Origin of the sequence: uncultured Microscilla sp., assembly GCF_947493425.1 — a bacterium.
GTDB lineage: Bacteria > Bacteroidota > Bacteroidia > Cytophagales > Microscillaceae > Microscilla.
The window spans coordinates 43,582-57,803 of sequence record NZ_CANLRP010000036.1 but is presented as its reverse complement, the minus strand read 5'-3'; the positions used below and the strand labels follow the sequence as shown (position 1 = coordinate 57,803).

The window sequence follows — 14,222 nt, the reverse complement described above, 5'->3', positions numbered from 1 at the left end:
CAAAACAGCATATTTTGAAGCTTTCATGCTACAAAGATAACTTTTTAACCAATATTAATATTTTCGCAAGAAGTCTAATTAAATGAATTGAATAATATTTGTATTCAGTTTTTAATTGAAGAAACAAATATTACCAGAGAGTATAGCTTAGGTGGGGAGTTGATACACGAAACAGAAAACAGAAACAATGATTTTGTGAAGACTAAGGCAGACAGGTTAGAAATACAGGACTTTATTGTAAAGGATAGAGTGTACTTTGATTATAATGGTATGACTAATTATCAGGTTTGTCACAATATTAAGTTTTCAAATAAAATAGAGTCTATAAGTAATATTGTGGTTGATAGTGTCAAGCAAGATTTGTATATCGAAAGACCCGTTTTTCCTCAATCTGGGAAATATTACTTACCTATTGAAAAATGGTTGAAAAATAAAAGGAAAGAACACCTTAAATTGATTCTTCCAGATAACTTAAATACTGGAGAGGATGCTTTGAAAAGGCAAGAATATATAGCTTATTTTTCTGAGATAAACCTGATCAGTTATGATGAATTAAGTACTTATAAATGGAGGTTGGTTCATGTCGATGAAAATGGTTACCTGTATGTTTTTGGTTATGATAGCAGCGGCATCATTATGTTAAGAGTATTGTATAATGTGCAGGGAGACATTGTCAATATTTATAAAGGAGAGAAATGTGTTTCTACTGAGCTAGGTTATACAAACAAAAACTATGAGTTAAATAGAAAACTTTCCTGCATTGAAAAGTCGCCACATTTTACAATTTTTCCAGATCAGAATATTTGTCTAGTAAATGAACTGCAATCAAGTAATACCTGGGGAGGAAATACTGAGGAAGGGTTGTTAATGCCAGTAATGGGAGATGATTTTTTTTACATCATCAAATGCTCTCCCCCTCAGATTTAAGGTGTGCTGAGATACGGCATAACCCAAAGTTACTCTTGCTGGGTCAAATCTTCCGCAAGGCGGCTTGGCACGATTAATTAGTAGAAGTCCTCAGCCTGCCCCAAAAGCAAGCCTGGAAACTTGCCTTCATAAAAAGCTTTCAAGTCTCCTTTGGAAGACACTCTTAACAACCGACCCAGATTCCAGCATCTGAGGGTGCTTTTCAGTATCTGTCTGGTTGCTTGTGAAGACACAAGCAACGGCGTAAAAGTAGCGCCAAAACCCATTCAAATGCCTTTTGTAGGGGCAATCCTTTATGGTTGCCCTAGCCTGGTAAATTTCATCGCTTGGCGCCCCTTAGTATTTGGAGAGGTTTTGCTACTCAAGTAAGTTGGAGACTTCCATTCACCCAAGCCTTCTACGGAAAGGGTTTTAACTGTCTGATTGCTTGTGAAGACACAAGCAACGGCGTAGATATTCAATGGCTACAGTCATCTGGTAACAAGTTTCGGGTACAAGAACCTTTTATGGGAAATCTAACCGAAACGGTGACCTCAACATTACCGAGTTCTTTTGAAGTTGCGGCTCACTTGATTACAGAAGCTGTCCTACCAATGCAAGTAAAAGAAGGTAGGTGATAATACCCAAATACTTTTGATGGTTCGTTGCCCTTTCTTGAATGATGAAATCTGCATACTAGATTCAGTTGAAGTAACATTAAAATCAGTTACAAAAACGCACTTTCCTTCTACAAGGCTCTATGAAATAATGTTTTTTAAAAACAATAACCAACAAGTGTTCTTGGGAGATATTCCTTGTAAGTTTGCCTCTAATTTTCTACTCAAACTTAAGGAAGTTCAACTTGAAAGAATGGAGTATACAAATGTTATTGATTCAGAAGAAGATTTGCAATTACAAACAATAGAGGTATTGAGTATGACAAATGAGGGTGGCATGGACATATTTTAAAAAAGAAAGGTGGTAAAAAAACTAGACAATAAAAACAGTGAATAAAATCAGAAAAACCGAAATCCCCCTCAGAAACATGCTTGGGCTAAAGTTTAACTTATACCAGACCGAAAGCTTGGAAAACGATTTTAAAGACTTGTACCAACGCTATTACAATGAAGATATAACACTCTTTGTACCTGATTACCCTCCCATTGAATTGGTTGTTGTAAAAATGGGCTATTTGGACTTGGTATTTGAGCGAAAAAACAATACTGAAGATAAATACCTGCACGTGTTGATGACAAGCGAAAATGCGGGCATTCACTTCTTTGATGGAGAGCAATCGATCTATAATTTTAGAGATGCACTTGCCAATTGGGAAAAGGCTTTTGATTCACTCAAAAAACCAGTTGAATTTATAATCAAAGATATTTGTCATACCAATACCAGGCACATCTGGAAAGACAAGTACTTTTATTTGTAATACCCCCTCCTTCCCCACTAATTAACGGCAAAAGTGATTGAAGGTAAAATGTAACAAGCAATGACAGACAATGAGTTTATGATTATAGGTATCACCGCTCACGAAGAGGGAGTCATATTAAATATCCCTTTTTATGTGACCAGAAATATACGCGTATTGTATCCATTTGCGTTGGTTGATGCTGTAATTGAGGAAGTGTTAACTGAAAATAGTCTAGTAAGCCCTCAAAAAAGATTGGAAAAAAGGCAAAAACAAATGCTTGATTATGACTACTACAGCATTTATTACTCATTTATCGAAGACTCGGTAGTGAACTACTTCAGAGTAAGCCACACCACTGCAGAAAATATAAGTACCATATCGCCAGGAAATCACTGGCGAGAACAATTTGAAGAATGGTACACAACACAGAAGCAAAATAACCTATTGGTGAAAGCTGGGCAAAAGAATAATTATTTGATTGCTGCCATTGACGATTTTAATTGCGTGACCATCCCTGATGTGATGATGTCTGTGGCATTGAAAAATAGTCTGGGTATAGAATACTGGTATCTTCCTACTACATTTGAACATATACATTGGAGCGTTGCTATTACCCATGCCTTTAGAACTGGAGAAGCACTTGCCTTTAAAATTGATGAAACAACTAGGGAAGTTATAGCTATAAAGGAGCTAAGGCAAAGACAACGTGATGAGTTGTTGGTAAAAACCAATATTACCCACTTTATTGGGCAAGAGTCGCTAAGCCATGATTATTTCTCTAAAGAACTACAAATATCTGCCATTGATGACTCTTCCAGGTTTGGGACAATAGACCTAAACACTCCAGCATTTTATAGCATCATAACGTTTTTGCTGGAAGCATTTTTTGAAGAAAAAGTTTTTACTGTTTATTTCTTGCCTCCTGTCAAAGAAATAGATGAATTGACCTTTAGTCGGGAAGAATGCAGACAACATGCTAGGGATTATTTTTTATATTATATCAAAGATGAGTTTCACCTATATTGCTCTTGGGAGGACTATACCCATCTAAGTATACAAGAAAAAATAGATTTTTGGCAATTTTTGTTAGGAAACACAGGAAGCATTTTAGATGATTGGGGTTACGATTTTTATGACATGTTTTCTCCTGAAACTTATGCCTTTAGCCTTTCCAAAGAGCCTAAAATTGATTATTATTATCATCAGGTAGCAGAAAGCTATGACTGGGACTTGTCTCGGATAGAGCAAAACATCAACGGAAGGTCAGTAATAAACAAATTGTCTGCCGTTGAAAACAACACTAGAGACCGTATAAATGCTTCATTCATGGCAATGGAAAATGTACTAGTAAAAACCTTTAGCCTAAAAAAGTTTCCCGAAATAAAACTTGAAGTCACATTAATGGGTTGCCAAGATGTATATTACTTTATCCCCAAATACCCTGAGTCTAAGCCTTGGATAATGAAACTCATCCGCGGTTGGCGCGAAAAAGAAACAGTTTCGTTTAGTTATAATGAAGCTACCAGCGAGGTGATGGAGATTTGGTGAGTATCTTTACAAGCAGCTAATCACAAACCAAAATGAGCCTAGACAAAATAGATTTTTTGCATCACAAAGATACCCCCAGGCATTTTGGTGCCCACCAATACAAGGTATTTGCAGAGAAACTGCTCAAACACGTAAAACACACTAAAGACTTTGTGATTGTTGCAGACTGGAAAGATATTCGAGAAAACAGTTTAATTATAACGTATGCACACAAACACCTTCACGACGAATTGGCAAATTTACCCCAACAAAATACTCATGAGTTTTATAGGAGAATATTTGTAATCAATTGGAGTAATACTCTCCCAGAAACACCGCGTGGTTATCAAAATAAAGCTTTTGCAGGACACTTAATCAGTCTTGCCTATCAAATAATTATGGATGAGCGGAAAGCCTTCATACAATATGCAGATTTTTTTGGAGATAGTGCTGCCTTAAATAACTTAAAAGCAGCAGCAAAAAATACAAAGCAACAATGGGGAGTAAAGACGATACGCGAAGCGGGCTTGTATGAGGCTGTTCACTGTGCAATCAATGTATTAAAAGTGTTGGGCATGTACCTTGATGAGTACATGGAAAAATATGATTGGTTGAAAAAGTTAGACCCCTGTGCTACCAATCATGCAAGAACACAACAATCAGCCATTGACATACTCGATGAACATAGCTTAGAAGTGGAAAAACCCAGTAGTTTTGCCCTTAAAATATTGGGCTTGGCTAGTAATGTATTGGCAAAAGGTGGAGTAAGTAATCTGTCAGATGATGATACGTCTAAGATTTTAATGCATTATACCTCAGAAGAAATAGCACTTTGCATAGCTCAATACCAAGAAGACTTACGGAGTCATATCCCTTTGGAAGAAAAGTTATACCTAGATCAAGAAGCATCACTTGTCAAACTCATGGCGTATGCTTACAACACCAACAAAAACCTCATTTTGAGCGAGTACCCTGAGTATATCGCCAAAATGAAAAAACATATAAAAACGCCCGAAGACCTCAAAGAAATAAAGTTTGGGTATCCCAAAATATATTCGTTTATGGCACAAAAAGCATACAAGTTGGGCAAGAGATTGGAGAAGGATTTATTGGGCGAGTAGGGGGTTGTTTTGCCTTCTTTACTGGGTCAAGAAGCTTGGCATAATGAAAGGCAAGTAGCGTTAAAACAACCCTATTATAGTCTCACCCCAATCACCAAAATATCATCACGTTGGTCTACACCTGCTATATGAGTTTCCAGGGCGTACTCCAGGGCTTGTTGTTGTTGGGGCAGTGGCTGGTGCGCCTGTGAAGCCAATAATTCTTGAAAACGTTGTGAACCCAACCTCTTTCTTGCCGCATCGTTCTGATCACAGTATCCATCGGTACTTAAAAATATTAAATCACCGGGTTGTAAAATCAAGCAGTGCTCCTCAAAGTTTCGTGGCTTTGTTCGACGTACCCCAATAGATATTCGGCTACCTTTTAACTCACACAATTCCTGAGACGCATTTCTAAAGTAATACATAGGGCGCTTGGCACCCGCAAACGCCACCTCGGCAGTGTCGTTGGGCAGGTATTGAATGCTGCACACCCCCATGTCCATTCCTGATTGATTGCCGGTTTTTTCTCTTTTCAAGGCGTGTTTTAAATTGGTGCGAAGGCACTCTAATATTGAAGCAGGTCGGGTAATATTTTTTTGATGCACAATTTCGTTGAGCAAAGTGTAGCCCATCATGCTCATAAAAGCCCCTGGTACCCCATGCCCAGTACAATCCACTGCGGCCACTAATTTTATATCCCTTCCATCGTTGGTTTTGTCTACCCAATAAAAGTCACCTGATACAATGTCGCGAGGGCGGAAAAGGACAAAGTAATGCCGAAATATTTCTTGCATTCTGTCTTCAAAGGGTAATATGGCGTCTTGGATAAGTTTGGCGGCTTCAATGCTCTTTCTTACTTGGATATTTTTTTGCTCTATGGCATCACGTTGAGCCGTAATTTCCTCTTGCTGTTGCTGAAGCTCTTTGTTTTGCATAGAAATTTCTTCTTGCTGTTGTTGAAGTTCTTCGTTTTGTTGGGCCACTTTTTCTTGCTTCTGCCTGAGCGCTATAGTACGTTCTTGTACCTTATCTTCCAATCGTTCTTTTTGTTTGATCAACCTCCGGGAGTTAAGGCGCAAAACAACCCACATGAATAGTATAGTACCGCTCACATACAACACATACGCCCACCAGGTGCGATACCAGGGTGGCTCAATCTGAAAACTAAAGCGGGCGGTTTGGCTTAAATCACCATACACGTTTTTACCCCTTACTTCAAACAGGTATTTGCCTTCGGGCAAATTGGTAAAGTTGGCATGGCGCTCTCTACTCCAGGACGACCACTTGTCCTGAAAGCCTTTGAGTCTAAACTGGTATTGATTTTTATGGCTATGCGCATAAAACAGCGCCACATAGTCGAACCGAAGCGTGTTGAAATCATAAGGAAGCGAAACCGCCCGCAGATTGTTTTCATTGAACAGCAAAGAATCGTTATTAATGATTACTTTGCGAATAATGGCAGAGTAAGCAGGTGCTTGTTGCTTAGGCCACAAGGCATTGTATACTACCAAACTTGTACCTTTGTTTATGACAAACTGTCCATCTTTTTCTATAATGGCTAAATATTCTTTATCAGAGGAGATTTGAACATCCATAAATGTTTTTTTTACGAATACATACTCCTTCTTTTTAGTCATTTTTAACATCACCAGTTCAATCGTACTTTTGTCTCCCATTTGTACAAAAATGTGCCCTTGTTGGGTTTCATAGAGGTGATATACCTGTTTGCCTTTTACATAAGGGTTCAATACAGGGTGAGGGTAAAAATACTCTTTTACCTGATCAAAGGCGTATATGCCATTGCTTGTACCAAAAAGTAACTGACCATTTCGAAGTTGAAAAATAAAATTGAGCGTATTAGAAGGCAACCCATTCTGGATGGTATAATGCTCTTGTTTGACTACACTGTCTTTGGCAGCATTGAGCCATACCCTAAAAACCCCAAAACGCGTGTCGGCTGTCCAAAGGCTTTCATCTTTGCCTTCTTTAATCGTGTATATTCTTGGCGATATTTTATAGCCTTTCACCTTTTGTTTTGTCCACCGCCCCTGTTGGTGAGTCATCAAAAACAATCCTTGCTGATAGGTGCCTAATAATAGTTTAGAAGAGTCACTTTTAAAGGCAGTCAATGTGGTGGCTTGAAATTGTTTGACCAGTGGCTTGACTTGTCCGTTATGCACTTCATAAACATCTTCTAACCCTACTGCATACAATTGCCCCTGATGTTTCAAAAAACTTGAAACCCACCCCTGTCTATTAGTCACCTCTTTTATTTTTTCAAAACGCCCTTGTTTGTTTAAATGTAAAAGTTTCTTACTGGTTCCTACATAAAGAGTTTGGTGGCCATACATTATACTAAAGATAGTCTCAGAAGAAACGCCCTGCCTTGTGTCCCAAAACGTACATGGGCTCTGGTTATGCACTTGCCCAATTCCCTGCTCACCCACAGTCCATAAGTTACCTTGTTTGTCTTCCATAAAACTATAAATAGAAATAGTAGGGATGTCTTGGCGGGCTTTGATCATACGTTGTATTTGACCATTTTTATCCAATACTCGAAGGTTATGATAGTCTGATAAGGCAATCATTCCACTTTCTAACACCTTAAAATGCCTATCCTTGAGGTGTTTTTTTGCAAACATCGTGTCCAGTTGAGTCTGAAATACTTTTGTTGCCTTAAACTTCCCTTTTTGCAAATAGAGCCAGCGCATCTGCCTGGTTTTACGATCGTACGCCAATAAGGTATCTTTCCTATAGTTTTTTATAATTGCGATGTTTGCAAGGTGCTTCAAGCCTTGCAACTCGTTGGTCTTCGTAAACCTCGCTCCATTCCACACAAACAGGGACTGCCCAACGACTACATATAAATGTTGGTTAAAGTATAACAAGCGCTTAGGGCTTTTGGCAACCAGTGTAGCTTGTTCTTGCTCATACATAGTCAAGTCCCGATAGTTCACATAAGTGCATTTACCCTGTTGATAAACCCAAACAAACCCACGTGAATTCATAAAAGCGACTCCTTTGTCTAAGGGTAAAATATCGTCAACCCTTCCATTTTTTCTTTGTTTGGGTGGGATCAAATGCATCAGCGATACATACCGACGGTTTTTCCGGGTAGAATCATACCCCAAATAACCAATACTGTTGTGTGTCCCCACAAAAAGAGTATCATTATGAGACCTAACCGCAGTAGCCTGCTCATTAATATTTAACGAGAACTTACGCCATTGTACCCCATCATATTGTAATACACCTACATTGTCGGCTATGTATATCAGCCCTCGCTGATCTTGTGTTGCTCTCCAGCTTTGACCTCCTCCTCCATAATGTTTGGGTAAGTGTTTGGTCACATAAGGGGTTTGTGCCCAAAGGGGGGCAATAATGCTCACAAATAAAATGATTGCCAGTAAGAAGTATTTCATCATAGTAATGTTGCCGAAATAATGTCAGCAAATTTAAGTAAATATTTTTTCGCCTTGTCTAGCGACTAAAATATACAGTTAAAATGGGGAAGTTATTTTGACTGCATTACATAGTAGTAAACCGGTAAGATTTTTTCAAAGAATACTTACACAAAGGATTTATCCATCATCGTCTTCATTGACGACCTTACAAGCTGGTAGAAATCTGGAAACAAATTGTCGTTCAATCTTTACAATTAGAGCTTGTTTAAACAAGCTCTTAGCGGTAAAGTACTTAGCATCAAGTAATTAGCTATAAGCTACAAGTAAAGATAACTCTTTCATAATATGATAGTTACACTTGCATATTAGGTATATTTAATTTTGTCTTGGTACATAATATACAAAATAAACACTTATTAAAAGGCTATCCTGGCTAAATATCTAAAACCACCATATCATCGTGTGGGTCTCCTCCACCTGGCACCCGTTTTAATGCCACCATTTTAGCAACACCAAGCATATATTGACAACATACAAAGCCTAAACTATGTTGTTAAAAAAGACTGCACCACACAAAATAGGCGCATTTTCATTCTTTACACCGCCTGTTCTAAGTAGCAGCAAGCAATCAGCTACAAGCAAAAATAACTCTCTCATAATATGATAGTTATACTTGCATATTAGGTATATTTAATTTTGTCTTGGTACATATCTATAAATATTGGTTTGTCAGTTTCACAGAGTTTGTTCCTTTAAGTGTTCATATATTATCCCGCTACTTTAGATCTTCTGTAGGGCTTTCTTATAAAAAGTGAGAAACCTCTCTGATGCTTGCAAAGCACAAGGTTTCGATCGGGCGTGGAGGCATTGCCCTCCGAGGACAAGCTCGGAGCAGGTGAGGCGGAGTATTTTTCAATAAATGCGGTTCAATAAACATTACCCAGGTACACCAAAAAAAATGGTCACGCAATTTCTTACGTGACCATTTCAAGTTAAGCAGTTAGCAACAAATATAACTTACTTCCGGGGGTTTTGCTTATTGTCCAACATGAACTTACCTTTCGAAGATTGCACAATCTTGTCCCAGGCAACCACCTTAAAATTTTGATTGGCTTTGCCGTCTACCTCGTCGTTGGTGCCATCTTGGGCAATAAAAAAGCCATTGGGAAACTGCTTACCCAAACCAAAGCTCACTACGTCTATACCATCAGTGTCAGAAGTACCATCAATCTTGTCGCCGTTGCCAATGCGAAAGCTGCCCAAGTAAGCGTTGCCTTCACCCCGGTCAAACACCGCATAACTATTGTTGCCCTGGCTTGAAGCAATCAAGTAGCCTTTTTTGTCAGCAGCATAATAAATAGTCAACCCTTCGAGGTCTTCGGCAAGTTGGGATTGGTTGGCAAGATCGACAATCAATTTTCCTTTAGAAGCACTCGGTTCGGCGTTGTACTTCCAAATACCCTTGGTTTCTTCGGCAACGTACAAAAAACCCAACTCATCATCTGCCACCATTCCTTCGGCTTGAGTTTCCAGCTTAAAAGAGCGGACAATTTTACCGTCTATTTTGCCCGCCTTGTCAAACAACTCCCATTGTTCTACTTGTCCGGTTTTGCTCACCACAAAGGCGTAAAACTTTTGGGTTTGGGCGCTTTTATACAAACAAAAGCCATACACTTCTTCTACCTTAGAGGGCAGTTCACGTGCCAGTACTTCTTCCAGTTCCTTGGTTTCAGGGTTTACCTTCCAAACTCCTACACTGTTTTTGCTGCGATTGCTGCCCGCCACAATGTCTACTTTTTTTCCTGCCAAAGGAAACCCATAGCGTACATCTACATTATTGATTTTACCCATTGGGTAAAAGAATAATTCTTTGCCGCTAAGGTCATACACCGCCAAACCCTTTTTTTTGTTGGTGCCTATAATGGTGCTCTCACCACTGTTGTTGGGGTGCACCCATATAGCAGGATCATCAGCAGCATCTTTTGCCGAACTCACGGGTTGAGTTTCCAGGTCTGCCAACACTGTAGGTATGTTGTTGGTTGTTGTTTCTGGCGCATTGTGCACCTTTTGTACATTGTTTTCTGTATCAGGGTTGCTTGCCTCTTGTTGCTGGTTTTGGGTGGTACTGTTGCAAGCATTGAGCGTGAGCATAGCCCCGGCAATGCAGGCGAGGTAAATGTTTTTGGTTACTTTCATATCTAAAAAAGGAGGTAGGTATAAGCCACAAGCGCTTACTTTACTTGTCGCTTGTGGCTTATTACTTGTTGCTTTTCAAATTATTTATACAAATCAAACTTAAGTCCGGCGTTGAAGCGTACATTGTACCACTCGGCTTGCATGGTGCGGTCGCTTCTTCCCTGGAAGTAACGCAACGGTTGGTTGGTCAGGTTGTTTACTTCAAAGAAAAAACGCAGCTTTTTGGTAAACGCATAGGAACCATTCAAGTCTACAAACATTTGGCGGTCGTAGTAGCGATCATAATAAGCGCTCTTACCCAACTCATCTATATATGAATCGGCAAAGTTGAACGAAGCCCGCAATACCAACCTTTTGGTTTCAAACGAAAGAGAGGCATTTACCATGTGAGGTGAGGTACCTGGCAGCCTTACATCGGCAGTGCGGTTGTCACCGCCAAAACCTTCGGTAGTAGACTGGTTATAAGTATAGTTTACATACACTCCCAAGCCTTTGAGCACACCCGGCAAAAAGTCAAGCTGACGCTGAAAACTTACCTCAAAGCCCAACAAGGTAGCACTGTTGCCGTTCAATGGCTTGGTAAAATCCTCAAATGTTTGCCCGCTTACCGGGTCGTTGTAGTTGCTTAGCTCTTGAGTATAAATAAAGTTTTTGATGTCTTTGTAAAACACCCCACCCGATACCAAACCAATAGACTTGAAGTAGTGCTCTGCCATAAAGTCAAAGTTCATAGATGTAGTAGGGTTAAGCAATGGGTTGCCAATAGTCAAGGCATTGTCGTCTGAGTTAATCTCACGGTAAGGCACCAGGTCAAAGAAGTTAGGACGGGCAATGGTATTGGTCCAGGCAGCCCTGAAAATGGTGTTTTTAGATAAGTTATAACGCAAGTGCAATGCAGGCATGTAGTTGGTATAGTTTTGCGAACCGTTTACCTCTCTGATGTCTGCCTCTGACGAAGCGGTTTCTACATCAATCTCAAAACCTTTGCTGATAAGGCTCGTGTTTTCTACCCTTAACCCGGCAATGAAAGAAAATTTGCGCCCAATGTTTTGGGTATACATCAAGTAACCCGCCGTAATGTTTTCGGTAGAGCGGTAATTGCCTGGTACATACTCGTCCAGTTTATCAGTACGATCAAACAAAGCTGTGTTATACAGGTTTAAGCTCCCCAAATACTCAGGCGAAGTATACAAGCCCGCCTTGTATTGCTCACCCGCCAAAAAATCACGGGTCACATCAATCACATGAGCGTCGCTCATTGTTTCAAAACCTGCCACCCTTGCTTCATACTCATCAAAACGGTTGTCCCTTACTTTTTCTTTGTTGCGAAACCTTGCCCCTACCTTCAAGCTGCTTTGGTTGGCTCCCGATAATATAGGCAACTCAAGATCTATTCTACCTGCTACATCGTTTTGGTAAGTAAACTGGTTTTCTTCCAGCATTTCGTTAAACTGATAACGACCAGGGGTTAAGTCGCCCGCATTCATTGGAGTGCTAATCGGAAAACGAGGGTTGGTCACATCTACATTTACCATTACGTCTTCTACCTCATAGCGAATGTAACGTTCGTGGGGGCGTTGCTCCGAAGCCCTCGATACAGAGGCATCCCAGGTAAGCTTTACCTTGCTGCCCAATAGGTGTTGCCCTGACAACATAAGGCTTGCCTGACGCTGGTCTTCCAAACGACGGTTTTGCACCCGGTCGTTGTTGATTCCCCCTTTGGTTTGTTTTCTAAACCTGGCGGTATACATTCCCGTCATGTTGCCGTTAGCGTCTAGCTCAGGGTCAATGGTTACATCAGCGCGGTAGCGGTTTTCCCAGTCATCGCGCCAGTTGTAAATTCCTTTAAGAAAAATGGTATGGTTAGGGGCAATCTTATAGTCCAGCGCCAACGAAGTACTGCGGCGAATGCGTTGTACATCATAAGTTCTTTGTTGAAACTCAGCAAGGTAGTCTTCACCATTGTCCGTTTTTTCCCACTCTGCCTCTATATTGTCTGAACCAAAATTGTGGTTATTGTACGAAGCACTCAATATCACCCCTAATTTATTGTTGAAGAAACGGTTGCCCACAATCAAAGAACCTGTCCAGATAGGTTTTTCAGACAAAAAATTATAGCCACTTGCCACTGTACCCGAAATACGCAGTCCATTAGGCGCCGCGCGGGTTACCAGGTTTACGGCTCCCCCAATGGCATCACCGTCCATATCAGGCGTTACGGCTTTGCTTACCTCAATGGTTTGAATCATATCTGCCGGAATCAAGTCCATTTGTACCCGGCGGTTGTTGCCCTCTGCCGAAGGAATACGTACCCCATTGAGCATTACTGAGTTGAGCTGAGGCGCTAAACCACGAATGATGATATCGCGCGCTTCACCCTGATCGTTTTGCATGGTTATTCCAGGAATACGCTTCATAGCATCGCCAATATTGGCATCAGGAAAACGCCCAATCTGGTCGGCAGCCACTATATTAGTAATGTTATAGTTGGTGCGTTGCTGATTCAAGGCTTTGGCTTGCCCCTTGAGGCGGTCGCCCATAATCACCACCTCTTGCCCAACGCTTACCCTGGCTTTCATTGATAGGCGCCCCAGCGACGCAGTTTGTCCGGCAGTTACGTTTATTTGTTGGGTAACGGACTCATAACCTATATAAGACACTGTTACGGTGTGGTTGCCTGCTGGCACATTGAGCAATACAAAGTGCCCTGCATTGTCAGAGGCTGTACCCAGCATCAAAGACTCTATATAAATACTTGCCCCCGGCAAAGACAAATTGTCTTCATCAGTAATTTTACCGCTTATGGCACCTTTTTGCGCCCAGGCATGACCGCAAAAAAGTGTAGCTATCAGTAATAGCACATTTAGTAAAAATAGCTTTTTCATTTCCTTGTTTTCGGGTTTTATATTTTTGTATCAAAAAAAATGATGCACAAATAAAGGAGGAGATGTAGGCAAATTGCAATTTTTGAAAGGCAGCAAAAAGGCAACAACGGAGAAAACCACCGTATACAGAAAGGCAACAATAACAATTAATTAATATTATAAAGCATTGTTTGTGAACAGCTTATGAACTAGAGCGTCGTATATCAATGCAGTATTTTATATAATTGTGTAGTAAGGGAAGCTTCAGTGATTTGATGGCTCAAAAAGTAATTAGGCAAACGTTGGAGGGACTTTTTGTGGGTGGTTAGCTTTGGTTGTTTGCCCTCTGTTGCGTATGCCAACGTAACGAATCACAAGTAAACAATGTCAGCTATTAAAATAAACAAAACCCACTGAACAAATAATTGGGTACTTGTTCAGTGGGTTGTATGATTGATTGTTATACCAAGCGCTGGAGTTTATGATTGCGAAAATTCGTCCATTCCGCCCAATAGATTGCGTACTTTGCTAAAGCCCTGCCCTGTCATATATTGCTTGGCACGTCCGCTGCGTCCACCCGACTTGCAATGTACAATTACCTCTTCACCCTTCAGGTTATCCAACTCGCTCAAACGGGTAGGCAAGTCACCCAGGGGAATCAAAGTACTACCTTCGATGTTGGCTTCCTCATGTTCCCAGTCTTCGCGTACATCTACAATGTGTAAGCTTTCGCCTTTGGCTATACGCTCTTTCAGTTCGTCTACTCTGATATCATCCATAATCTTTTGTCTGTTTAAAAGGTGTG

At 40.4% G+C, this 14,222-nt stretch carries 9 protein-coding genes; 5 read left to right on the top strand and 4 right to left on the bottom strand.

The genetic code is table 11. The features are described from left to right. Positions 1-87: 87 nt before the first annotated feature. The 5 genes from Q0954_RS12000 to Q0954_RS11980 all read left to right on the top strand — a co-directional run bounded on the left by Q0954_RS12000 (position 88) and on the right by Q0954_RS11980 (position 4,971). Entirely contained in the window at positions 88-927 is an 840-nt protein-coding gene (locus Q0954_RS12000) for a hypothetical protein (RefSeq protein ID WP_299457093.1), read from the top strand. 633 nt (positions 928-1,560) lie between these two features. Beyond that, positions 1,561-1,875: a hypothetical protein gene (locus tag Q0954_RS11995; protein ID WP_299457091.1), complete on the top strand. Its 315-nt coding sequence runs from the start codon at positions 1,561-1,563 to the stop codon at positions 1,873-1,875. Between the two features lie 37 nt (positions 1,876-1,912). Continuing rightward, positions 1,913-2,341 (top strand): hypothetical protein, encoded by a 429-nt coding sequence (locus Q0954_RS11990; RefSeq protein WP_299457089.1) that lies wholly within the window; start codon positions 1,913-1,915, stop codon positions 2,339-2,341. A 60-nt stretch (positions 2,342-2,401) separates the two neighbouring features. Beyond that, positions 2,402-3,871: a hypothetical protein gene (locus Q0954_RS11985; RefSeq protein ID WP_299457087.1), complete on the top strand. Its 1,470-nt coding sequence runs from the start codon at positions 2,402-2,404 to the stop codon at positions 3,869-3,871. A 32-nt stretch (positions 3,872-3,903) separates the two neighbouring features. Further along, a complete protein-coding gene (locus tag Q0954_RS11980; RefSeq protein ID WP_299457085.1) occupies positions 3,904-4,971 on the top strand; it encodes a hypothetical protein in 1,068 nt (355 codons plus the stop codon). Between the two features lie 74 nt (positions 4,972-5,045). Here Q0954_RS11980 and Q0954_RS11975 read toward each other — a convergent pair whose 3' ends face one another. From Q0954_RS11975 to Q0954_RS11960, 4 genes are all read right to left on the bottom strand, one after another. Continuing rightward, positions 5,046-8,378, bottom strand: coding sequence for a SpoIIE family protein phosphatase (locus Q0954_RS11975; RefSeq protein ID WP_299457083.1), 3,333 nt, complete (start codon positions 8,376-8,378; stop codon positions 5,046-5,048). 996 nt (positions 8,379-9,374) lie between these two features. Continuing rightward, positions 9,375-10,553, bottom strand: a complete 1,179-nt coding sequence (locus tag Q0954_RS11970) for a phytase (protein WP_299457081.1) — start codon at positions 10,551-10,553, stop codon at positions 9,375-9,377. An 80-nt stretch (positions 10,554-10,633) separates the two neighbouring features. Next, positions 10,634-13,438, bottom strand: coding sequence for a TonB-dependent receptor (locus Q0954_RS11965; protein ID WP_299457079.1), 2,805 nt, complete (start codon positions 13,436-13,438; stop codon positions 10,634-10,636). Positions 13,439-13,896: 458 nt separating this feature from the next. Next, positions 13,897-14,196, bottom strand: a complete 300-nt coding sequence (locus tag Q0954_RS11960) for a rhodanese-like domain-containing protein (RefSeq protein ID WP_299457078.1) — start codon at positions 14,194-14,196, stop codon at positions 13,897-13,899. Positions 14,197-14,222: the final 26 nt, after the last annotated feature.

Coding starts and splice junctions, on each gene's coding strand:
- Q0954_RS11965 (WP_299457079.1), bottom strand. CDS start 13,438: ATGAAAAAGCTATTTTTACTAAATGTGCTATTACTGATAGCTACACTT.
- Q0954_RS11980 (WP_299457085.1), top strand. CDS start 3,904: ATGAGCCTAGACAAAATAGATTTTTTGCATCACAAAGATACCCCCAGG.
- Q0954_RS11975 (WP_299457083.1), bottom strand. CDS start 8,378: ATGATGAAATACTTCTTACTGGCAATCATTTTATTTGTGAGCATTATT.
- Q0954_RS11970 (WP_299457081.1), bottom strand. CDS start 10,553: ATGAAAGTAACCAAAAACATTTACCTCGCCTGCATTGCCGGGGCTATG.
- Q0954_RS11985 (WP_299457087.1), top strand. CDS start 2,402: ATGACAGACAATGAGTTTATGATTATAGGTATCACCGCTCACGAAGAG.
- Q0954_RS11960 (WP_299457078.1), bottom strand. CDS start 14,196: ATGGATGATATCAGAGTAGACGAACTGAAAGAGCGTATAGCCAAAGGC.